The organism is Nodosilinea sp. LEGE 06152 (assembly GCF_015207525.1).
GTDB lineage: Bacteria > Cyanobacteriota > Cyanobacteriia > Phormidesmidales > Phormidesmidaceae > Nodosilinea.
Genome location: NZ_JADEWR010000016.1, coordinates 45,849 through 67,177 on the forward strand (window position 1 = coordinate 45,849; position 21,329 = coordinate 67,177).

Here is a 21,329-nt window from a genome sequence, read left to right on the forward strand (position 1 = left end):
CGATCGTCGTAGGATAAAAGACAACCATTTTTGGAGATGAATTTAGTTATGGCACTCTACTTTGCGGTATCAGGTGAGGCGGTGACCTCTTCGTCCCTTGTACTGGTCTACGTGGTGGGCTTTATAGCCGCAGTAACCCTGGGCTCTGTGGCCTGGTACAACTCCAAGCGCCCCGCAGGCTGGGAAGACAAAGAAAAGCCCGACTTCCTTCCTACCGTGAAGCCAGAAGAGGGCAAAGAGGGTTAGGTATCCCTGCGGTTTAGTAGCGGCGCGATCGCGCCCCATGATGCACCACAGCGCTATCAAAAACGCAACATCTCTCGTAGGGGCAAACGGCTATTTGCCCCTACCCAAGTTCATACTTCAGTTCAGCAACACCAATAGGTCTAGCGAGTTTAAAGCGCCCTAAAAGCATTAGTTTGCCCCCTTTGACTTAACATCGTCAGCGGCTTTTGTTAGACGGTAAAAAGTGGGGGTTTGTGTCCAATCCTGGCGGAAAAACACAATTCTCCTGAGACATTGCGTTGCAACATCTCAGGAGAATGCTTGCTTTAAATTAGTGTTTTTTTTCAAATCAGCTCTTGCGTTACACACATTTGAACAACAGAAGCAGCACCCACGAGTTCAGCACTCTGGCTTATACCCAGTCCGACTCAAAAACCCTGCATCAAAATGGACATCCCGCAATGGCAAACGATCGTTTGCCATTGACTGGCCGGGGGAGCAGGCAACCAGGGTTTGATCTAAGCATAGCCGTTCCATCAACGTCGGTTTGGGAACGGCTATGGCTGTCGTTGTTGTTAGGAGATGCCGTGCTAGCGGTATAGACGATTAGTTTAGACCTTAGCGCCAGCGGGCGAAGAAAAGGCCTCGACACCCTCGGTGGGCCCACCAATATCTTTCCATGCCGACAGTCCACCCTGGATGAGCGCCACTTTTTGGTAGCCCGCCTGGCGCAGCTGATTGACCACTTCCGCAGCCTCGTCAGCACCGTCGCCATAGACATAAATGTCCCGCTGGTGTTCCAGAGAGCCAGTCGCCTCATCAACCTGATCCCGCGACATAGCACCAGTAATGCGCTCTGCATTGAAGGATTGGCGGCTGCGGGCATCAATAATGGTGAGGGCAGGCTCACCCCAGTTCAGTCGCTTCAACAATTCATCGGCAGTAGCCTGAGTGCCAGACATCCCTGGGGGTTTTGGCAACGGTTGGGTAACTGCAGACTTAACAGCTTGAACCTGGTCAGAAGCCTGGCTAGAGAAGTCTTCGGCCCGGTTAGCAAACTGGTCGGAAACAAGACCCGAGGCTTCGGTAGCCGCCTGGTCAGAGTCATGTTCAGCGCGCTCGGCGACATTTAGGTCTTGAGGCGAAGCACTTTGATCAGCTTGTCCAGGATTATTAGAAATACTCTCGTTTTGATCACGAAAATTAGTCATCAAAATACCTCTACTATAGGCATCAACAGAAATACCATAGCAAGCCTTTTGTAGGAGCTTATCCATCAGCAGGCATAATTCAGATCAACAGAAGAATGAGATTTCGCGCTTCAAGATTACGGAGAGTTAATTGAAATCATGGTTAACCCTCTTTTGTTGCTCTGGCTAGAGAATAGATGAAACGACGAAAACTCGTCATAGATTGTATTGGTCCGATAGCTTACAACTTAGGCTGATAGCTAAAAAGCTTAATGCCGAGGCACTACCAAGCACACTAGTGTTTCAATAACGCCGATAGTTGTTCTAGTGCCTGCACAAGCCGACTACACCAACCGCCAAAAGCGTAAGACTTTATTCTCTTGCCACAGCGATTTTAGAAAACTCAAAAAACTGAACCCAGCCCATGTAAAACGGGCTAGGTTCATGAAGCATTTAAACGTTGTTTGCCCATACGGTAGGCAGGCCAAAGCGTTTTTTATTCAGCAGAGTACTTCTTTAGCCAGATGTAATCGATTTTGAAGAAAGGGTTAATCGATTATCCGCAGCCGCCCCTGGCGAATAGCATCAAACACACGCTGCGCCGTAGCATGGTCCTGGTTGCTGAGCGTAGGCTGGCTGAGCAGTACGTCCATAAGTTCTCGTTGCACCTGGCGACTGATGCGACGTTCGGCAAAAATTTGATCAACGATGGCTTTGAGCGACTGGCTAGTGACTTGAGACATGACGACGACCTGAGCGATTTGAGGCTGTACTCAATATCGCCCAATACGTCAAACTTAATCGTGATATAGCCTCTGGCTGAGCATGATCTTGAACCTACCTGCTTGTAATTAACAGCAGACAGATACGTGGTTTAAATCACTAACATCAATCTTCGGCTGAGGTAAGCCGCCGCTGACCATCGGTTTGACTAAGGCGGCATTTCTGAACGCAACAAATCTAAGTTCAGATGTGGAGTTGTGCTGGTGGGACAGCTCTAGACTTCGAGCTGGACTATGCTATGGATGCTAGGCTTCAGCTTTTTGTGCCGCCAACCGCCAAGGTCAGTAAGGTGGGCAGATAGGGCAAATGCTACAGCTGCCGCTGGCGATCGCCCCGGTAGCGCACGTACTCGGCCAGGCCCGCTAGCAAGGCCGAGCCCAGAATGAGCACCACGCTGAGGGCATTGATGTCGGGCTTAACCCCCGTACGCACCCGGCTAAAAATCTCGATGGGCAATGGGTTAGCCCCCCCTCCAGCGGTAAAACTGGAGATCAGCAGGTCGTCCATGCTGAGCACAAAAGCCAGTAGACAACCGGCTAAGATGCCCGGTGCCAGCTGCGGAATCAGCACCTTGATGAGCGCCTGGGTCGGAGTAGCCCCCAGGTCGAGGGCGGCTTCTTCGAGATTGGGGTCGAGGCGCTGGAGGCGGCTAGCCACCACCACGGCAATATAGGCCAGGCAGAACACCATGTGGGCCGCAATAATGGTGCCCAGGCTCAGCGGTATTGCCATCGATGCCAGAAACACCAGGGTCGCCACTGCGATCGCGATATCGGGCACAATCAGCGGCAGGTACGACACCCCCCGATACAGCCCCTTGCCCCGGAACCGATAGCGAGCTAAACCGATAGCCATCAGGGTGCCCAGCACGGCTGAAACCGCCACCGCCACGATCGCAATAGTCAGGCTATCTTGCAGGGCTGACAGCAGGCGGCGATCGCTAAACAGAGCCCGGTACCACCGCAGGCTAAACCCTTCCCAACTGGCGCTGTAGCGCGAATCGTTGAAGCTGTACACCCCCAGCACAATGATGGGGAAGTACATGAAGGCGTACATCAGAGCAGTGAAGAGACTGGGCCAGGTAATGGAGCGCGGGGCGGACATGGGAGAGGTAAGCGGGTAGGTAGGTGGTCGAGTAGATGGGTGGATGGCGTAGAGCGGCTTCTTGCAGAGTGGAGAGAATGAGGGCTGGCGTAGGCTGTATCCGCGCAGCGATGCACCGCCCATAAAGGTTTCAGAATTAGGTTTCGGATACGGAGCGTTTGTCACCGTAGCGCAGGAGGAGGGCGATCGCCAGGCTGACCGCCAAAATCAGCACCATGCTGAGCGCCGAACCAAAGCCCCAGGCGCGGGTAGGGCCAAGAAACTGGTTGTAGATCAGCCGCGAAATATTCATAGATGAGGCTCCACCCAGCAGAGTGGGCACCACGAAGTCGCCCAGCGTGCTGATAAACACCAGCAGGCACCCAGCGGCGATGCCGGGCAGGGTTTGGGGCACGGTAATCTTCCAGAAACCCTGGGACGGAGTTGCCCCCAGGTCGGCAGCAGCCTCTAGTAGGCGGGTGTCGAGTTTTTCGAGCGAGGCATAGAGAATGAGCACCATGTAGGGCAAAAAGCTGTAGGTGAGGCCAATAAACACCGCGGTCGGCGTATTGAGCCAGTTTTGGGTCGGTAGCCCTACAGCTGTGAGAATGGTGTTCAACACGCCGCTTGGGCGCAGAATTGCGGCCCAGGCATAGGCCCGCAGCAGCGACGATGTCCACAGCGGCAAAATGAACCCCACCAGCAGCAGGTTGCGCCAGCGCTGAGGCGACATCAGCGCCAGCCAGTAGGCCACCGGAAACCCCAGCAGCAGGCAAAGCACCGTTGACCCCAGCGCAAAGGCCAGCGATCGCCCAATTACCCGCAGGTACACCGGCTGCAAAATTTGCAGGTAGTTGCCCAGCCCGTAGCCTCCGCTGGGCTGCCCCAAACGCAGCCCCGGCACCAAACTGATCTCAAGAATGAGCAGGGTGGGTAGCACTAGCAGCAGCAGCAGCCACACGCCCCCTGGCCCCAGTAGCGCAACTGGCCCCAGCCAGCGCCGGGGAGCAAAGCGATCGGCCCAGGGGCGCAGTGGGGAGGGTACAGGAGTCATTGGGAAGCGAGAGTAGATGGGTAGGGAGTGGGAGGGTGGATGGGTAGGGAGTGAGGAGGTGATGGGGCGGGGGCTGCTTCGTTCATCCATTTAGTTAACCCACCCATCCACCCGTTTGCCCATCTGCCCATCCACCCCTTAAGCGCTGGTCACTTCGGTCCAAAACTGGTCAAAGAGGTCGGTGCTGGCGGTATCTACGGCAACAATGCCTTCACTTTTGGCCAGTACAGATTCGGGAGGGTACAGGTCTTCGTTGCTCTGAATTTCGGCGGGCAGTTGGTTAAAGGCGGCCTGGTTGGCGGTGGCAAAAAACAGGCGTTCTACAGCGGCGCTGGCCACTGCGGGGTCAAGCATGAAGTTGATCCACTGGTAGGCGGCGTCAACATTGGGGGCGGTGGCAGGAATGGCCAGGGTATCGGTCCACAACGACGCCCCGCTGGCAGGAATGATGTACTCCATGCGGTCGTCTTCAAGGGTGAGCGCGATCGCATCGCTGGAGTAGGCCATTGACACGCTCAAGTCACCGCCTAGCAGTTCGTTCTCAAAGCCGGTAGTCTTAAAGGCGGCAATGTGGGGTCTGAGCTCAAGCAGACGGTTGTAGGCCGCCTGGATTTCTTCGGGGTTGCTGGAGTTGTACGAGTAACCTAGGGATTTGAGGGTGGCCCCCAAGGTCTCGCGCATATCGTCGAGCATGGTAATGCGGCGGGAGAGGGCGTCCTGGTTCTCCCACAAAAAATTCCAGTCGACGGGCTCGCCAGGGGTAGCCTCACGGTTGAAGAGCAGGCCCGTGGTGCCCCAGCAGAAGGGCACGCTGTGAGCATTGTTGGGGTCGTAGGCGGGGTTTTGCCACTGGGCTCTGAGGTTTTCTAAACCCGTAATGCGGCTCTGGTCTAGCTCCGTAAGCAGGCCCAGGTCAATCATTTCTGACACCATGTAGTCAGACGGGTAGATGAGGCTGTAGGCATCGCCACCGCCCGCCTGAAGCCGGGTCAACATAACCTCATTGGAGTCGAAGATATCGACTACGACCGAAATGCCGGTGAGTTCAGTAAAGGCGGCGGCCAAACTGTCATCGGTGTAATTGGCCCAGGTGTAGATGTGCAGCGTGCCATCGCTACCGGTACTCCCGCCAGCAGGCGGACCAGCTAGGTTCTGGCGACAGTTAGCGGCAGCGAGGCCGGTCAAGACTGCCGCCGACCCCTGCAAAAAGCGCCGTCGACCCAAAGCTGGACGGCGCGAGTGGGGGGAGGTCAGGAGTCGCTTTGCAGACACGGTTTTCTCCAATGTGGCTAGGGGGCTAATCAGGGGCTAGGCAGGCAGCGGCTGTAGTGGGATGGTGAGTTGTCCCAGTATTCAGTTCTCCAGTATATGAGGATGCGTCCCAGGCGTATGTATCTAGGCAGAGGACGACGGGGTCTAGAGGGTGTCGCTTAGCTAGGTAATGGCGCTGCGTCTATGTGTGCTACGTCATGTGCTACATCTAATAGCCTTGGGCTTGACCAGGCTTTGCAGGCTGTAGGCCCTAGTCTAGGCAGCGTTTAGCACCAGGCAGTCATCGGCGGTCCAGTGGACGTAGACGGGGGTATCTACGGTAATAGCTCCCTCAGCTCGGTTGGGCTGGCGCACCGTCAGGGCTTCGCCTGAGCTGAGGCGCACTACGCAGTGCAGGTGAGTACCCAGATACATCAGGTGACTGACCTGGCCCTGGTAGCAGTTGCCGCCGCTGCCGGGGGCACTCAAACTGAGGTTGATCTTTTCAGGCCGTACGCTGACCACGACGTTTTGAACGGTGGGTCGGGGAGACTGAGTCGATTGGGCCAGCACCCGCAGCCCGCTCTCGGTAGTAACCTGCACCTGAGCGGGGTAGGTCTGGTCTACGCGGCCGGGCAGCAGGTTGGTATCTCCAATAAAGTCAGCGACAAAAGGCGTGCGGGGGCGGTCGTAAATATCGCTAGGCGTGCCAATTTGCTCAATTTGGCCGTTGTTCATCACAGCGATGCGACCCGACAGCGAGAGGGCTTCCTCCTGGTCATGGGTGACCAGAATAAACGTGATGCCCAGCTGGCGGTGCAGGTTGGCCAGTTCTACCTGCATCTGCTTGCGCAGCTTTTGATCGAGAGCACCGAGGGGTTCGTCGAGCAGCATGACGGCGGGGCGGTTGACTAGGGCGCGGGCCAGAGCAACGCGCTGCTGCTGCCCCCCAGAGAGCTGGGCCGGGTAGCGGTTGGCCATGGTCTCCATGCGAACCAGCCGCAGGGCCTCGGCCACGCGATCGCGCACCTGAGCCGTGCCCAACCGCCGAATTTTGAGGCCAAAGGCAATATTGTCTTTGACGGTCATGTGGTCAAACAGGGCATAGCTCTGAAAGACAGTGTTGACCGGTCGACGGTGGGCAGGCACCGTGCTCACGCTGGTACCTTGAATTAGCACCTCTCCGGCAGAGGGGGTTTCAAACCCCGCAATCAGCCGCAGGGTGGTGGTTTTGCCGCAGCCCGAGGGGCCCAAGATGCTAAAAAACTCACCCGGTTGCACCACCAGGTCGAGCTGACGTACCGCTGTGTCGGCTCCGAAGGTTTTGAATACCTGGCGTAGCTCAACATCTGGCTGCGTCTCTGTTGTTGCCGTCGTTGCCGCCGACTGAACCGTTTGAGCCATACCCTATCTCCCTGGGTGCACTCCAACTTTAGCGATCGCACCTGGCATAGGCAAGTCGCTGTTTTTACAACATCTGACCCAGCTCAACCTCTATCCAAGGCGGTACTGCCTATACTTTACCCACACCAGCGATCGCCGATGCATTCCGTGCCAAAAAAGCTGCTGCTCTGGCTTTAACCATTCTCCTGAAACCTTTTTTTGGAGCCTAACTAGGGAACATCGGAAAGTCTGCAAAACGCTCAAAACGCTACTATGGCACCAGGTCCTGCTCCGGAGCGTAGAAATGGTAAATATAGTCGCAGCACTAGCCCATCCACGGCGTCAGCGCCGATCTACTCTAGCGAGGTGGATGCTGGCGGTGGTGGCAGGGGCTGCGATCGCCAGCTGTCGACCCAATACCTCACCCCCGCCCGCCGCAGTTGAGCCCGCTCCCAGCGCCCCAACACCGACAGAGCCTACCCCCGCACCTACCGCCACCCAGCCCCCCGACGCCACCCCTGCCGCCCCAGATACAACCCCTTCAGCCTCAGCAGCAACCCTGCCGGATACTCTCATTCACCAGTGGCAGCCCCTCAGCAACGTGCTGCTTGCCTTTGGCACCATGACCGTAACCCCCAACCAGGTGCAGTGGAGTAGTGGTCAGAGCAGCCCCTATACCCTGATTGGCACCGAAGGGGGCTACCTGCTCAGGCTCGAGTCTAGCCCCAGCTTTTACGACACCCAAAACCAGTACATCAAGCTCATCCCTAAAGCCGACACCAGCGGTGCGGCAACCTCCATAGAAATAGCGTTTTACTCCAGTGACACCCAGCTCCAGAGCGACGAATACATCATGTACGGCTCCTACGTCGCCGAATAAACAGTGCCGTAACAAAAAGGGTAGATGCCTCGCTCCGGCATCTACCCTTTTTATTGCGTAATGGCCTGTTGCTGAGGCAGTTGTTACCGCCAGGGTTTTACTCGCCCTGGGGGCGACCCCGATTCTCTAGAATCTCCTGCACCTGCTCACTGGGGGCATACTGGTAGCCAAACGTCGACTCATCCGAATCGTCTAGGATTTGGGGTGTTAGCAGCACAATGAGTTCTCGGCGCTGGTTGTCGGTCACGGTGCTGCGGAACAGCGCACCCAAAATGGGAATATCGCCCAGAATGGGAATCTTGTTGACGCTAGAACGCTCCGACTCCTGAATAATGCCAGACAGTAGCAGAGTCTGACCGTCGCGAACCCGCACCTGACCAGAGCTAATTTGGCGCTCCGACAGCAGGAAGAATGTGCCAGCGTCACTAGAGAAACTATCAGTTGGAGCCGAGATACTGGGCGCTACCGACAGCGATACAAAGCCGTTGTCATCGATGCGATCGACATCGATTTGCAGAATTAGACCCGCCGGCTCAACCTCAATATCTAGCGTAGTCAAAGTTCCTGTCTCAGTTACTTCAATGGTTTGAGTAAGTTCAGTCACCACGTCTTGAGTTAGCTGAACGGTAGCCGTTTGGCCCTCTTGAACAATTAGCGTGGGGTCAGTAATGATCTTGCCGTTGCCGTTTTGCACTGTTCCCAGCAGCTGAGCCAAGAAATTGCCGGAGGTATTATTCTGACCAGGGCCACCTAGCGTACGCGGCAGGATGGGGGTACCTGTGGGAGTTGCCTGGTTAGCAGTATTAGGTGTACCGCCATCCCCAATGTTGAGAATGCCAAGTCCCCCGGAGCTGAGCACGCCAAACAGCCCGTTTTGGAATGAAAAACTGGTGCCAATAGCATTGATAGCGTTGAGGTCGATGTCAATAACTCTGACGTTGACCGCCACCTGCCGCCGGCGTAGATCGATGCGAGTGAGCTGCTCGGTGGCAATGGCAATCAGATCAGCTCGGCCCACCAGGGTGACCGAATTGGTGCGCTCGTCGGCCACCACTTGCAAGCCGCGCAAAATTCCCTGGCTATCTTCGTAGTCAACCCGGTTGACCTCGATTTGCTCTACGGTTGAGGTCTGAGTTTCGGTGAGGGCAGGAGCACCTTCGGCCACCTCAACAGCATTGACGTTGGTAACCAGGCGCTCGCGGCTGACGGCACTTTCCGCCCCTAGGGCAACCAAAAAGTTGGTGGCAACGGTGGCGTCAACCTGGTTCAGGCGCAACGTTCTAGCCGAGACATTTTGGGCCGAAACCGGCAGGGTAGGGCCAACATAAATGCTGCGACCCACCCGATTGGCCTGCAGTCCCGTCACCCGCAGCACGTGGTTAAACACGTCCTGCACCGACTCATTCTCAATATCTAGACTGACCGGTGGCCCATCGGCACTAGCTGCTGTCTCCTGTCCCCCTTGGGTTGCGCCAGCGGGAGTAAAGACCAGGTTGAGGCCGGCAGCTCTGGCCAACAGCGACAGCACTTCGCGGGCGGGGGCATCGCGCAGCAGCAGTTTGGGAATACGCTCGTTGCTGCCCAAGTTTATATTGCTGAAGGTCGGTGCCCCTTCGGCTACAGAAATATCGCCAATTGGGGGTGCAACAGCCCGAGGCAGGAAAGGAGGAGCCTGCTGTACCTGGGGCCGGGGCACTGGGGTGCCGTCAATGGTGACTTCGGGATTGGGAACCAACACATCAGGGTTGGCGGGAGCCGGAACTACGGGGGCTGGCCCTGGGGCTGGTTCTGGGGTTGGAGCAGCCTGAGCTACCTCAGGAGGGGCATCTGGGGCGGGTACGGTTTCGAGTTCGGTGGGTACCGGAGTGGGGGCCTGGGCAGTTTGACCGTCGCTACGAACCGACAGGACGACGCGATCGCCGTTAGAATCTACTTCTCCCACAGGGGTCTGACCATCGCCATTGACGGTGACTCGCACGCTGTTAGCATCGAGGGGCACTACCGAGACCTGAGTAATGCCAGGGGCGGGGTTAGCTTGGGTAAAGCTGCCGCCATCGGGCAGGTTAAGCTGAGCGCGGGTAATATCGGCAACTAGGCTATTGCCCTGGTTAACCGTAAAGACATTGCTGTTATCGCCGCCTTCGGTTTCAAACACCAGATCGAGGCCGGTGGCGGTGGGGTTGAGACGGACATTAGTAATGCTGGTAACTGAGGCCAGGCCAGGCTGGGCAGCCAGGGCGACTAGGGCGCTGCCAAGCAAAATCGGGTGTAGGTTCATCAGGCGGTTCACGATTCACTCCTCCATCACAGATGCGGCAGGGCCGCGCAGGGTATAACTAGGCTGGGTAGGTAGATTGGGGCCACGGTGGTGGCTGCGGGAACTGGGCTCCAAAGGGTTGAGTTAACCCCCTTCCGGAGGAGGGGCTTCGCCTTCGACAGGGGCTTCACCCTCGGCGGGGGCCGGGGGCGGCGGTGTCGGCGGCACAGTGGGGTCGCCGACAGGCACCAGAACCTCCAGGGTGAAGTCGGTCAGCAGCAGGCGGCTAATGCCCAGAAGCTGCTCTTCAGTGGCTCCCTCCGGCGGCGGCGCAATGCTCTGCTGCAGATCTCGAATTACAATCAGTGGCTCTAGGCGCTCGATATTGCGCATGATGCTTAAGGTCTGGGGAAACAGTGCCTGCATCGATACATCAACGGTGTAGCGCTCAAGCTTGCCATTGAGCTCAGCTGGACCATCAGCCAAAATCACCGGAGGGCTGGGGTTAAACCGCAGCAGCTCGGAGGTGTAGAGCTGTCTTTGTAGCTGGGTATCACCGGGAAAGGTGGTTCTAGCCCGCTGAATTTGCTCGCGGTTGAGCCCTAGGGCCGCCAGCTGAGCATTGTCGAGGCGAGCCGGATCGGCCCGCAGCACGTCGGCGATCGCCGCATTGCTGTTTTGAATCTGCTGGTTGATGTCAAGCAGCAGCGTATCAATGGTTTGCTGGTCACCTAGCAGGCTATAGATACCGACCCGCTGCTCTAGGGCTGTATTGAGCTGAGCCTGCAGTGCGGCTCGGTCTTGCAGGCTAGCCCGCTGTTGATCGACCTGGGCCTGCTTTTGCGCCACTTCAGCCTCAAGAGCCGTTTTTTGCTCGCGGACGGGCTGGACAACAAAGTTATAAAGGGCAAAGGCCCCTAGCAAACCCAGTACAGCCAGGCCAATGGCCTGCACTTTTGGCGTTAGCTCAACCCCAAAGGCCGTTGGGTAGGTTGGCCCTACCTGCTCTAGGCCCTGGTTATCTTCACCGGGAAGAAAATCTCCTGTGGTGGTCATTCGATCACTCCTCTTTCTCTCAGGGCCCGAAGACGGGTTACTAAACCAACCGTACCCTGGCGCTCTAGCTCATCAATAAGCTGCGAGGCCGGGGTGTCGGTGATGTTGGCACCAATGCCGTAGTCGATTAAAAAGTCGGGGTCATCGACCGCAGCACCCGGGCAGCGGCCCTGGGTTTGGGGGTCGAGCAGGCTGGGCTGCTGCTGGGCTTGGGTAATGGCCACGGTCTGCGACTGCAGCAGCGGCGATCGCTGCAAGACCAGGGCAAAGTCGTTGATGGCATCGTAGGAGCAAGACACCCCCTCAATTGAAATACCCCCAGCGGCTGGTGGCGGCGGCGCGTTGGGGTCAGCGGGGTCAGCCTGTAGGGACGCACCTTCGGTCTGGCTCAGGCTAACAATCTGCACCCGAGCTGGGGTGCGGGTGCGAATATCCTGCAGCAGGGCTGACCAGGGAATGATGTCGTTAAACACCGTCACAAAGGCGTTATTTTCAGCCTGCACGAGATCTATCTGCTGCTGAATGCCGCTGATCTCCTGCAGCTGGCCTTGTAGTGCGGCGGTCTCGGCATCTAGCTCAACACTGCGAGCCTGGAGCTGATTGACCTGCCCGCGGGTGACGGCCCAGTAGCCGCCTACCAGCGCCAGAGGGATGAGCGCCGCCGCCAGCCCGATGTACAGGGGCCTACGATCGCCGACCACCGTTGCCCCACCGCCCCGCGATCGGGGCTTGGCATCAAAGACCCGAACTTCGCGGTCTTTCAGAAAGTTAATATCCAGACCGTACATAGCTATACCTCCCGCAGGCCAAGGCCAATTACCGTTGCCAACCCAGCCCGCTGACTTTCAGGAATGTCTTCAGCAACATCTAAAGACAGGGCCGAAATGGGGTCAATCTGGCTGGCGGGCAGACTCAGCCGCTGGGCCAGAAACTCGTCAAGCTGACCAATGGAGGCCCCCGGGCCCGCCAGCAGCAGCTGAGCTACCTCCATGTCTTCGCCCTGGTTGAGGTAGAAGTCGATGGAGCGGCGCAGCTCGTCGGATAGCTCGCCCAGCACCCGCAGCATGGCTGTGGTGCCGGGGTTGGTGTTGCCCATCTGGGGCGCACCTACCGTATCCATGGTTTGAATCGGCACCGTCATGCCCTGCAGCAGCTCGGTATTGCGGGAGGGAGGCAGGTTCATCGCGCGGCTGAGGGCGCTTTGAATTTGAAATGTGCCGATGGGTACGGTCCGTGAAAAGTGCGGTACCCCGTCGACCACAATCGAGATTTCGGTATTTTCAAACTCGATATCGACGACGGCAGCGGCCTCCTGAGGGGTAAACTGCCGCAGCTGCTCACGAATGGTGCGGATCAGCGCAAAGCTGGAGGTTTCGAGCACGTTGAGCATCAGCCCCGCCTGCTGAAACACTTCTATATAGGGGTCGGTGAGGTCTTTGCGCACCGCCACCAGCAGCACCTGCACCTTCTCAATGCCGTCTTCGTCAACGAAGTAGCCCAGTTTTTGGTAGTCGACATCGGCCTCTTCACGGGGGAAGGGCAGATAGAGGCTAGCCTCCTGGTTGAGCACCATTTCTCGCAGCTCTTCATCGTCAAGCTCGGCAGGCACCGGAATGACGCGGGTAATGGCACGCCCCGGAATGGCGGTCGTGGCCTGTTTGACCTTGAGCTTGCTTTCAGCCAGCACCAGCTGAATGGCATCGGCCATGGCGGCGGTGTCTAAAATTTGCCCCTCCTCATAGACACCCTCGGCCAGTTCTACCGAAGCCAGGGTTTCTAATTTAAGAGCGGTTCCCTGCTTTTTCAGCCGGGCCAAATTAACTTTCTCAGGGGTGAGCTCAATACCAACCCCCCGAGGTTTGCGACTAAAAATGGCTTTGAGACTATCCACGGCAGTATCCGAAAAACAGGTGGGTAACCGGAAAACCTGCCCGGTTTATCAACAACCAAGCAGACCCAAACGAGCCTATTTACATCCCCGCCAAAGGCTCGCTCTAGGCGATTTAGAAGGGATCGAATGGCCCGGCAATTGTCCCTAGGGGAAAAGTGCTAACGAATGGTACACAATTTAATTCAGTTTTTCCACTTTTCTTTTCTAAGCGCTGATTTTTTCGTTTATGAGGACAGACTTGTCTAGAAGACAGACAAGGACCGATCGCCTAAACTCGCACCCAATGGTCTAACCACTGCTCCTGAGGGAATACCGAGCAAACCTATAGCTGGTATCACCAGCGATGTTACACACAATTCAGAAAAGTGAGCACTTAATATTGAGAAAATATTGCTTTGTATCGCCTTTCTCTATCCTTGGAGCTACCAACCATGATCGCCCCCCTACTGCCCCTGGGCACGCCACTGACTGAAAACGCCCAACGGCTGCTGCTGCTGGGGTCAGGCGAACTGGGCCGAGAGGTGGCGCTGGAGGCGGTGCGGCTGGGTTTAGAAGTAATTGCCGTCGATCGCTACGACCATGCCCCAGCAATGGCCGTAGCCCACCGCCGCCACGTGATCGACATGCTGGATGGCGCTGCCCTGCGGCAAGTGGTGGAGCAGGAGCGGCCAGGGCTGATTGTGCCAGAGGTGGAGGCGATCGCGACCGATACCCTGGTGGCCCTAGAGTCGGAGGGGTGGCGGGTCATCCCCACCGCCCGCGCTACCCAATTGACCATGAACCGCGAGGGCATTCGGCGGCTGGCGGCAGACGAGCTTGGCCTGAAGACCTCACCCTTTCGCTTTGCGGGCACTGAGGCGGAGTATTTAGAGGCGATCGCGGCGATCGGCCTGCCCTGCGTGGTGAAGCCAATTATGAGTTCGTCGGGCAAGGGCCAGAGCACCGTGCGCCAGGAATCTGAGGTGCTGCCCGCCTGGCGCTACGCTGGGGAAGCGGGCCGAGGCAAGAGCGATCGCGTCATTGTCGAGGGCTTCGTGCCCTTTGACACTGAGATCACGCTGCTAACCGTGCGAGCGATCGACGGTACCCACTTCTGCCCCCCCATTGGCCACCGCCAGGAGGCGGGCGACTACCGCGAGTCGTGGCAGCCCTGCGCCCTGCACCCCGATACCCTGACCGCCTGCCAGGAGATGGCCAAGGCCGTTACCGATGCCTTGGGCGGCTGGGGCCTGTTTGGCGTCGAGCTATTTATCGCTGGCGCACCCGACCAATCCCAGACCGTCTACTTTAGCGAGGTCAGCCCCCGCCCCCACGACACCGGCATGGTCACGATGGTGAGCCAGCACCAGTCGGAGTTTGAGCTGCACGTGCGGGCGATCGCGGGCCTGCCCATCGGCGAGATTACCCCGGTGCAGCCGGGGGCCTCGGCGGTAATTTTGGCCCCTGGGAAGAGCGACCATCCTCAGTATTCTGGCCTGGACGAGGCGCTGAAGGTGCCCACCAGCAAGGTGCGGCTGTTTGGCAAGCCCGTCGCCCACCCCAACCGCCGCATGGGGGTAGCGCTGGCGCTGGGTGACACGGTGGAGGAGGCTAAGGAAAGGGCGATCGCCTGCGCCAGCGCCGTGCAGGTCATCCTCTAAACGAACAAATTGTTCGCTGGATTGGTCATGTATGTTCACCAACGCCGTCCACTTTAAGGGAAAATAAACAACCGTATTGCAGCCGTCGATTTAGTCGGATTCCTTCGCAAGCGGAATCCTCTGGTAGGGGCATTGCAGTGCAATGCCCCTACGTCGAACCCGCCCTACTTGCCCCGTCCTACTTGAATAGACGTTTAATACACAGGCTCGTCAGCGCTACGGACGTTTGGCTGAGTGAGGTTGATTGTGTTGCGGTAGCCCCTATCCCCTGGAAATTCCATGAGACTACGTCCCTACGCCCGCTTTGGTCTGTTTGCCCTGCTGGGGCTGATGATGAGCTGGTTGGTAGCCTGCGGTAGCGGACAGCCCACGGCTACCGCCCCCGCCGATGGCAGTCAAGAGATCGAGTTCTGGACAATGCAGCTCCAGCCCGACTTTACCGACTACTTCAACGGGCTGATTGCTGACTACGAGGCCCAAAACCCCGGCACCACCGTGCGCTGGGTAGACGTGCCCTGGGCCGACATGCAGAGCAAAATTCTCACCGCCGTCACTGCGGGTACCGCCCCCGACGTGGTCAACCTCAACCCCGACTTTGCCGCCCAGCTGGCGGGCCGCAACGCCTGGATGCCGCTGGATGACAAAGTGCCCGCCGAGGCTAAGCAGGTCTACCTGCCCAACATCTGGGAGGCCAACACTCTCAACGGCCAGAGCTTTGGCATTCCCTGGTACCTGACCACCAACGTCACCCTGCACAACCAGGCCCTCTTAGATGAGTCCGGGGTGACGGCACCAACTACCTACGCCGAGCTGGCCGAGGTGGCCCGCCAGGTAAAAGACAAAACCGGCAAGTACGCCTACTTCACCACCTTTGTGCCCGAAGATTCTGCCGACGTGCTGCAGTCGTTTGTGCAGATGGGGGTCGAGCTAGTGGATGACCAGGGCCAGGCGGCCTTCGATACCGATGCGGGCCGCGCCGTCTTTCAGTACTGGACTGACCTCTACCAGCAGGAGTTGCTACCCCAGGAAGTTCTGACCCAGGGCCATCGTCGGGCGATCGATCTCTACCAGGCCGGCGAAGTGGCGCTGCTCTCGACTGGGGCAGAATTTTTCCCGACCATTGAGGCCAACGCACCCGATATTGCTGCCGTCACCGGCAGTGGTCCCCAGATTACCGGCGACACCGGCAAAACCAACGTCGCCGTGATGAATGTGGTGATACCGGCGAGTACCGACGTACCCGATGCGGCGATCGATTTTGCGCTATACGTCACCAACGACGTCAACCAGCTTACCTTTGCTAAGGCGGCCAACGTGCTGCCCTCGACCACCGGGGCGTTGGAGGATGGCTACTTTGCTGCCGAGGGCACCAAGGGGGTAGAAAAGGCGCGATCGGTCAGTGCCGAGCAGATGAACCAGGCCGAGGTGCTGATTCCAGCCATGGATGGGGTTAAGGAACTCCAGTCGATCATCTACGACAACCTGCAAGCAGCAATGCTGGGCCAAAAAACGGTTGATCAAGCCGTTAGTGATGCAGCAGCAGCTTGGAACAGTCGATAGCCACACCTATTGAGCTATGCCGCATCGGACTCAATGGGCCTTACTGACAGGGTCAACCCCACTGATTTCAGCACCGCAATCAGATTGATCAGCGTTGGGTTACCCTGCTCAGACAACATCTTATACAAGCTCTGACGATTGAGGTCTGTAATCTCGGCGAGTATGCCCACCCCGCCGTGGGCGTCGGTCACATAGCGCAGCGCCATCAAAAACTCGGTAACATTGCCTCCCTCAATCGCTGCTGAGAGATATTCAGCGGCCACCTCCACGTCTCGCAGCTCCTCCGTCAAAATATCGTCATAGCTTTCAGTCGGCATGGCTTGTGTACTCCTGCCAATAGTCGTGGGCACGCTGAATATCCTGCTGTTGCGATGCCTTGTCGCCACCGCATAGTAAAATCACCACCTCCGCCCCGGCCAGCCCAAAGTACACCCGAAACCCTGGCCCGAAGCTGAGCCTCAACTCGTACACCCCGGCCCCTACGCTGCGACAGTCTCCAAAATTGCCCAGTCGTAGCCGATCAATGCGCTGCAAGATTCTGGCTTTGGAGCGTTTGTCCTTCAGGCTCTTGATCCAGGTTTTAAACGGCGTTTTGCCGTCGGGTGCCACATAGGACTTGATGAGCCTTGGCGTGCTTTCCATAGAGCGATTGTCGCATAAAAGCGACTCGGCTTGCTAAAGCTCCGTCAAATGCCGCTGTCTCCAACGGCGGCAATGCGTCGCAGGGTTTGCTCACCGATCGCAGCATGCCTGGGATGATCGACTAACCCTGTATCTAACAACACCACGCCAAAGAAAATCGCCCATCCCTGGGCTCGCCGCAGGGTGGCTTCAGAAATGGAACCATAGGCGGCGATTGCCTCTCGTCGAGCAATCCCATCCTCAAACAGCATCCACACCGCTGCCAGGTCAGTGGCGCGATCGCCCGAGGTGATGTCGCCCCAGTCGATGATGCCGGTCAGCAGACCGTCTTCGACCAAAATATTGCGGGGGTGAAGGTCACCGTGGAGCCAGGTTGCCGGGGTATCAATCGGCGCAATCAAGGCTGACTGCCAGAGAGTCTTGAGAGTAGGCGTGATCAGATCGGTTTTGGTTTCGAGGCGCGCTAGGCGTTCTGCAATTGCCGCCGCTCGATCTTTCAACGGCACACCCCGAAAGGAATTCCTGGGCGCATTGGCTGGCGCGGGAGTATGGAGGGCCCGAAGAATTTCCCCAAAGCGGTTTGCCTGATCGGGATGGGGCGGTTCTAAATCGGCGGGGCAACCGCTGAGCCAGGGCAAGACACTCCACCGCCAGGGGTAGCCGCAGGCCGGGGCGCCCACGCGGTAGGGAACAGGAACGGCGATCGGCAGTTGAGCGGCAAGGCGCGGTAGCCAGATTTGCTCATGGTCAATCAGGGCAGCGGCGATCTGGCGGCGGGGAAGACGTACCACGAGGCAGTCCACGCAGCTTATAGCCTGCGGCATCCCAGCAACGGCATCCGACTCGAAACAAGTATCCACCCTGAAATTGCCCAGGCGAAACATGACATTATCCCAACCCGCATCTAGGGGAGTGATCGGCAGGTGTGCCAAATCGGGGTGCTGAGCCTGGAGCAGCCTGCGAACGAGGGCCACATCAATAACGACTTCGGCGTCTGGCGTTTGGGCTAGACGTCCTGGATTTTGCGGCGGCATGGTCTGCCCCTCAGGTTGACAGCCTCTTGATGGTGTGGGTGGTGCCTTGGGTGGAGCAGGGTTTGAGTTGTGTGCGACAGAGCCTATGTGCCCCCACACAACAAATTAGGAAATTAGGATTTCAAGAGCTGATCGAGAATGGTGCGGGCAGGCTGGGCGCGCTCCAGGGCCGTTTGGTAGTCGTTGTAGAACTTGAGAATTTTTGACAGGCCGCCGATGCCGCCGCGCAGTTCCTCAAGTTCGTCGCCGGAGAGCAGTTCGCCGTCGAGCAGACGCAAAATCAGGGGCTTGATGTCGCCCACATCCTGGCGGGCTTTTTGCAGCTTTTCGACGGTGCTGAGCAGGGTTTTGAGATCCTTGAACAAATCGTCAATCTGATCGGCGTCTACCGATTCGAGATCGTCGGACGCCATCGCATCCTCTGCTGTCGCTACGTCTGCTGCTACCTCTGCTTCGGCCACCGCCGTTGCCCCATTCTTAACCTGAGCCATAGCTTTGTCTCCCAAGCAACCATTAACGAAGGCAGTATAGCGCACAAAGTTCAAGCGTACTATCGTCGAATGTTTCCTTAGGGCAGAACCGTGGTCTAGCTCGGTAGTTTCGGCGATCGCGCTCTTTGCTCTGCTCCCTAGGGTCGGTTTCGAGCTGTGTGCCCCAATGGCCGCATCAATCCGCTGCGATCGCCGAGTCGTTTACACCACCTTCCGAGCAATTTTCTCGAAACACCAGGCTTTCTTCTCGAAGCGCCGAGTACTTTTCTTGGGACGCCGAGTAATTTCTCGAAATGCCGAGCATTCAGGGTGAAACCTGGGGCTAGAGGGGGCGATCGCCCCCCTTAGCCCAGCATTATCCAGACTGCCAGGCCCAGCATCCGGCCGGTCCCTAGGCTCAACGGCTACTCAAACACGATTGTTTCCTGCTTTTGAAGCTGCTTTTTCTCGCGGGGCGTGAGCTTGCGGCGACGGCTGGCTTCTTCTAGACGCTGCTGCAGGCGCTCTTTTTGGTCAATTTCGGGCAGCTTTAGCACAATGCCCGCCGCCAGCCAGTAATACACATTCACCGGATCCACATCCAGCGGGTAGTAGTAGGGAAAGATGCTGATAAACAGCACAAACACCCACATGGAAGCGCCATAGCCCCGCAAATTGGGGTCTTTGATCGAGCGGTAGGCTTTGAAGGTGGCCACCGTCAGCGTCAGGTAAACTGCCAGGGTGGCCAGCAGCCCCAGGGGGCCGATTTCGTACATCAGCTTGGGATGGTAGGTTTCGACCAGCTCGGTTTTGCCAAATATGCGAGCGGCATTGGTGGCGCGGCCCACCCCTCGGCCCAAAAGGCCCTGCTGCTGTCGTTGCGCCCAGGCAAACTGCTGCACAACAAACTCGTGGGGTGGCGAGGCGGCCCAACGGCTTTCGAAACTGGCCAGCCGCTCGCTGACCACCACCGGATTTTGGGCCACAAACACCGTCAGCACCAGGGCTAGGCCAATCCCGATCGGCAGGAATCGCTTCAGGTTAACCACCTGCCCGGTGAGAATCAACAGCCCGACGACAGTGACAGGCACCAGGGCCAGGGCGATGCGCTGCCCCGACACCACCGCCATTACTCCCACCGCCGCTAACGAGGCTAAGCCGATGATGCGCCAAATTGGGCTGCGATCGCTAAAGGCCGTGCCAAAGGCAAAAAAGCCGCTCGAAATCAAAAACCAGCCCCACTGCCACGGGGCATTAAACGTGCCCGGCAGCCGAATCTGCCCCTGGGAGGGCGCGTACAGCAGCGACCCACCGACAAAGCAGCGGGCCTGCAGCGATGCCTTAAACAGGTCTTCGCCCTGGCCAACGGTGCCGGGGCATATGCCAGTCTTGAGCATGAGAAACTGCATGAACCCAAGACCGCAGCAGACCAAAATCAGCACCACCTGCAGGCGCAGGAGGAAGTACACGTCTTCGCGATCGCGCAGCAAATAATAAATACACGGAATAATCAGCACGTAGCCGATCAGCACCTTCAGCCCCAGCACCCCAATGAGAATGGGAACCTCTCCCCCCGCCGCATCAAGCTGCTGCCCGCCGTTGACCACCAGCAGGGTCAGCCCGCTCAACCCCAGCAGCGTCAGCAGCGGAACTTTGATCATTCGCGGAATAATCAGCGGCTGACGGGTGCGGCGGCAAAACAGAATGACCCCAATCAGCGCTGGAATGTAGATCGCGTCTTTGGCCAGCTGCAAAATGCCGCTGCCCCCCAGGGCATAAACTACGGTGCCACCAAAAGGGACATAGATAATCAGTCCGTAGATGGCCTGGCGCGGATACTTGAAGGAGAGGGCAAGACAGGCGATCGCCACCACCGCCGCCAGCCCCAGCTTTGGCTCGCCCAAGAGCGCCAGCAAGACTCCAAGCAGTCCGGCGGCAAACAAGGTTGCTGAGAGGTATTGAATCAATTCTTTGCGCGCCTTCTGGGCCTGGCGCTTCTTGGCTCGTTCCTCTTTGCGACTGAGGGGAGGCGCTTGCTCTACCATATCCCCTTTACCTTTACCTTTGCCTCGCCGCCGGAGCCGAGTCGCTTTTGTGAGGGGCGGGGAGGTATCGGTCACGGCAAGGGAAACCACGGGGGACTTTCACTGTCAGCGTAACCCCTGAGCCAGATCTTGGGGCATCACCCACGCTGCTCGCTGAGAATTGCTTGAATGCGGTGGCGGAAGAGGCGCACGGCGCTACGCTGGCCCAGGGTGCGACTTTGCTCAATGAAGTGCCCCACCTCGGCGATGGGCAAAAAGGGAAACCCTGGGCTAAAGTTCTGTTGCTCGTAGCCGCTCTCCGTACGGGCGTAGACCAGCAGCCTTTGATTGGTATAGCGCCATAGCTCGGGCACCCCCAAAGCCCAGTAAATAGACTGCTTGTTGACCGACGAGTTGGTATAGTCGGCCTCAATCACCAGGTCTGGCGGCGGGTCATTCGGTAGATCAATTTTTCGACCTCGGACTGCCGCTTCGTTTTGGATATAGAAGCAGCTATCGGGTTCAACCGCACGGGCTAAATCTTCACGCTCTAAGGTAAGCGAACCCAGCTTTCTCACTTCAATTTCAAGTTCATCGGCGATCGCTTCAACAAAGCTTTCCAGCAGTCCCTTGGGTTCCTCGTGCTCTTCTAAGGGCATTCTCAGCTCCAGCACACCGCGATCGTAGGCAATTCTCCAGGCGCGATCGCCCCCTACCTCGGCCATGAGGGTTTTGTAGGTGGGCCAGCTCACCCCCCGCAGCACCATGGGAGGGCTAGGGTAAAGCGGCGAAGGTGGGCGCGTTGTTACCATGGGCGCTGCAAAAAAAATGCCTAAGGCAGGGATGCCTCAAGCATAGCGCGATCGTCTTTGGGGCCAGCCAAAGTCTCAGGTTTAGGGCCTCAGG

General features: G+C 57.8%; 20 protein-coding genes. 4 read left to right on the forward strand and 16 right to left on the reverse strand.

Translation table 11 applies throughout. The annotated features are described in order from the left end of the window. Positions 1–48: 48 nt before the first annotated feature. Positions 49–246: a hypothetical protein gene (locus tag IQ265_RS20390; RefSeq protein WP_194056967.1), complete on the forward strand. Its 198-nt coding sequence runs from the start codon at positions 49–51 to the stop codon at positions 244–246. A gap of 590 nt (positions 247–836) precedes the next feature. Here the strand turns inward: IQ265_RS20390 and IQ265_RS28860 are convergent. The 6 genes from IQ265_RS28860 to IQ265_RS20420 all read right to left on the reverse strand — a co-directional run bounded on the left by IQ265_RS28860 (position 837) and on the right by IQ265_RS20420 (position 6,990). After that, entirely contained in the window at positions 837–1,436 is a 600-nt protein-coding gene (locus IQ265_RS28860; RefSeq protein WP_228038222.1) for a rhodanese-like domain-containing protein, read from the reverse strand. Between the two features lie 527 nt (positions 1,437–1,963). Then, positions 1,964–2,158 carry a hypothetical protein gene (locus IQ265_RS20400; protein WP_194056968.1) on the reverse strand — a complete coding sequence of 65 codons (195 nt, stop codon included), beginning with the start codon at positions 2,156–2,158 and terminating at the stop codon, positions 1,964–1,966. Positions 2,159–2,507: 349 nt separating this feature from the next. Then, a complete protein-coding gene (locus IQ265_RS20405; RefSeq protein ID WP_194056969.1) occupies positions 2,508–3,302 on the reverse strand; it encodes an ABC transporter permease in 795 nt (264 codons plus the stop codon). 136 nt (positions 3,303–3,438) lie between these two features. After that, complete coding sequence (locus IQ265_RS20410) at positions 3,439–4,335, reverse strand: ABC transporter permease (protein WP_194057145.1); 897 nt, start codon at positions 4,333–4,335, stop codon at positions 3,439–3,441. 138 nt (positions 4,336–4,473) lie between these two features. Further along, a complete protein-coding gene (locus IQ265_RS20415; RefSeq protein WP_347404992.1) occupies positions 4,474–5,607 on the reverse strand; it encodes a spermidine/putrescine ABC transporter substrate-binding protein in 1,134 nt (377 codons plus the stop codon). A gap of 255 nt (positions 5,608–5,862) precedes the next feature. Then, entirely contained in the window at positions 5,863–6,990 is a 1,128-nt protein-coding gene (locus tag IQ265_RS20420) for an ABC transporter ATP-binding protein (protein WP_194056970.1), read from the reverse strand. Positions 6,991–7,273: 283 nt separating this feature from the next. On the opposite strand from IQ265_RS20420, the gene IQ265_RS20425 reads away from it, so the two are divergent. After that, positions 7,274–7,849, forward strand: coding sequence for a hypothetical protein (locus tag IQ265_RS20425; RefSeq protein WP_194056971.1), 576 nt, complete (start codon positions 7,274–7,276; stop codon positions 7,847–7,849). A gap of 97 nt (positions 7,850–7,946) precedes the next feature. On the opposite strand, the gene IQ265_RS20430 is transcribed toward IQ265_RS20425, so the two are convergent. The 4 genes from IQ265_RS20430 to pilM form a co-directional block, all read right to left on the reverse strand. After that, positions 7,947–10,139, reverse strand: a complete 2,193-nt coding sequence (locus IQ265_RS20430) for a type IV pilus secretin family protein (RefSeq protein ID WP_194056972.1) — start codon at positions 10,137–10,139, stop codon at positions 7,947–7,949. Positions 10,140–10,250: 111 nt separating this feature from the next. Continuing rightward, positions 10,251–11,162 (reverse strand): hypothetical protein, encoded by a 912-nt coding sequence (locus tag IQ265_RS20435; RefSeq protein ID WP_194056974.1) that lies wholly within the window; start codon positions 11,160–11,162, stop codon positions 10,251–10,253. Continuing rightward, positions 11,159–11,950: a PilN domain-containing protein gene (locus IQ265_RS20440; protein ID WP_194056976.1), complete on the reverse strand. Its 792-nt coding sequence runs from the start codon at positions 11,948–11,950 to the stop codon at positions 11,159–11,161. The genes IQ265_RS20435 and IQ265_RS20440 overlap by 4 nt, the downstream gene beginning before the upstream one ends. A 2-nt stretch (positions 11,951–11,952) precedes the next feature. Beyond that, positions 11,953–13,053: a type IV pilus assembly protein PilM gene (gene pilM / locus IQ265_RS20445; RefSeq protein ID WP_194056978.1), complete on the reverse strand. Its 1,101-nt coding sequence runs from the start codon at positions 13,051–13,053 to the stop codon at positions 11,953–11,955. A gap of 431 nt (positions 13,054–13,484) precedes the next feature. On the opposite strand from pilM, the gene purT reads away from it, so the two are divergent. Beyond that, positions 13,485–14,693: a formate-dependent phosphoribosylglycinamide formyltransferase gene (gene purT / locus IQ265_RS20450; RefSeq protein WP_194056980.1), complete on the forward strand. Its 1,209-nt coding sequence runs from the start codon at positions 13,485–13,487 to the stop codon at positions 14,691–14,693. Between the two features lie 279 nt (positions 14,694–14,972). Next, positions 14,973–16,253 (forward strand): sugar ABC transporter substrate-binding protein, encoded by a 1,281-nt coding sequence (locus IQ265_RS20455; protein ID WP_194056982.1) that lies wholly within the window; start codon positions 14,973–14,975, stop codon positions 16,251–16,253. 14 nt (positions 16,254–16,267) lie between these two features. On the opposite strand, the gene IQ265_RS20460 is transcribed toward IQ265_RS20455, so the two are convergent. The 6 genes from IQ265_RS20460 to IQ265_RS20485 all read right to left on the reverse strand — a co-directional run bounded on the left by IQ265_RS20460 (position 16,268) and on the right by IQ265_RS20485 (position 21,235). Further along, the gene (locus tag IQ265_RS20460) at positions 16,268–16,570 is read right to left on the reverse strand and encodes a transcriptional regulator (RefSeq protein WP_194056984.1); all 303 of its coding nucleotides are present in this window, start codon (positions 16,568–16,570) and stop codon (positions 16,268–16,270) included. Continuing rightward, positions 16,560–16,895, reverse strand: coding sequence for a type II toxin-antitoxin system RelE/ParE family toxin (locus IQ265_RS20465; RefSeq protein WP_194056986.1), 336 nt, complete (start codon positions 16,893–16,895; stop codon positions 16,560–16,562). The genes IQ265_RS20460 and IQ265_RS20465 overlap by 11 nt, the downstream gene beginning before the upstream one ends. A 44-nt stretch (positions 16,896–16,939) precedes the next feature. Next, entirely contained in the window at positions 16,940–17,929 is a 990-nt protein-coding gene (locus IQ265_RS20470; protein WP_194056988.1) for an aminoglycoside phosphotransferase family protein, read from the reverse strand. 113 nt (positions 17,930–18,042) lie between these two features. Continuing rightward, positions 18,043–18,420 (reverse strand): hypothetical protein, encoded by a 378-nt coding sequence (locus IQ265_RS20475; protein ID WP_194056990.1) that lies wholly within the window; start codon positions 18,418–18,420, stop codon positions 18,043–18,045. 404 nt (positions 18,421–18,824) lie between these two features. After that, positions 18,825–20,519 carry a hormogonium polysaccharide biosynthesis protein HpsL gene (gene hpsL / locus IQ265_RS20480; RefSeq protein ID WP_194056991.1) on the reverse strand — a complete coding sequence of 565 codons (1,695 nt, stop codon included), beginning with the start codon at positions 20,517–20,519 and terminating at the stop codon, positions 18,825–18,827. Positions 20,520–20,581: 62 nt separating this feature from the next. Then, positions 20,582–21,235, reverse strand: a complete 654-nt coding sequence (locus IQ265_RS20485; RefSeq protein ID WP_194056993.1) for a Uma2 family endonuclease — start codon at positions 21,233–21,235, stop codon at positions 20,582–20,584. Between the last annotated feature and the right edge of the window lie 94 nt (positions 21,236–21,329).